Source organism: Pseudomonas sp. PME37.24/025 (assembly GCF_055556615.1).
In genome coordinates, this window is the sequence record NZ_JBVHNK010000281.1 from 1 (window position 1) to 264 (window position 264).

The 264-nt window shown below is 63.3% G+C and carries 1 protein-coding gene; it reads left to right on the plus strand.

Annotated elements, in window-relative coordinates:
* Positions 1-30: 30 nt before the first annotated feature.
* On the plus strand, positions 31-264 hold a 234-nt coding region (locus ACZ3HH_RS30385; RefSeq protein ID WP_465810332.1), incomplete at its 3' end, for a YnfA family protein.

Sequence of the window (264 nt, forward strand, 5' to 3'; positions counted from 1 at the left end):
CGCGCGAAGAAGATTGAACGCCTCGCGCGCATGAAAACCGTTTTCCTCTATCTCTGCACCGCACTGGCCGAAATCGTCGGCTGCTATCTTCCTTACCTCTGGCTCAAGCAGGATCGCAGCGCCTGGCTGTTGCTGCCGGCCGCCGCCAGCCTGGCCCTGTTCGCCTGGCTGCTGACCTTGCATGAAGCCGCGTCCGGACGCGTCTATGCGGCCTATGGCGGGGTCTATATCGCCGTGGCCATGCTCTGGCTCTGGGCCGTGGAT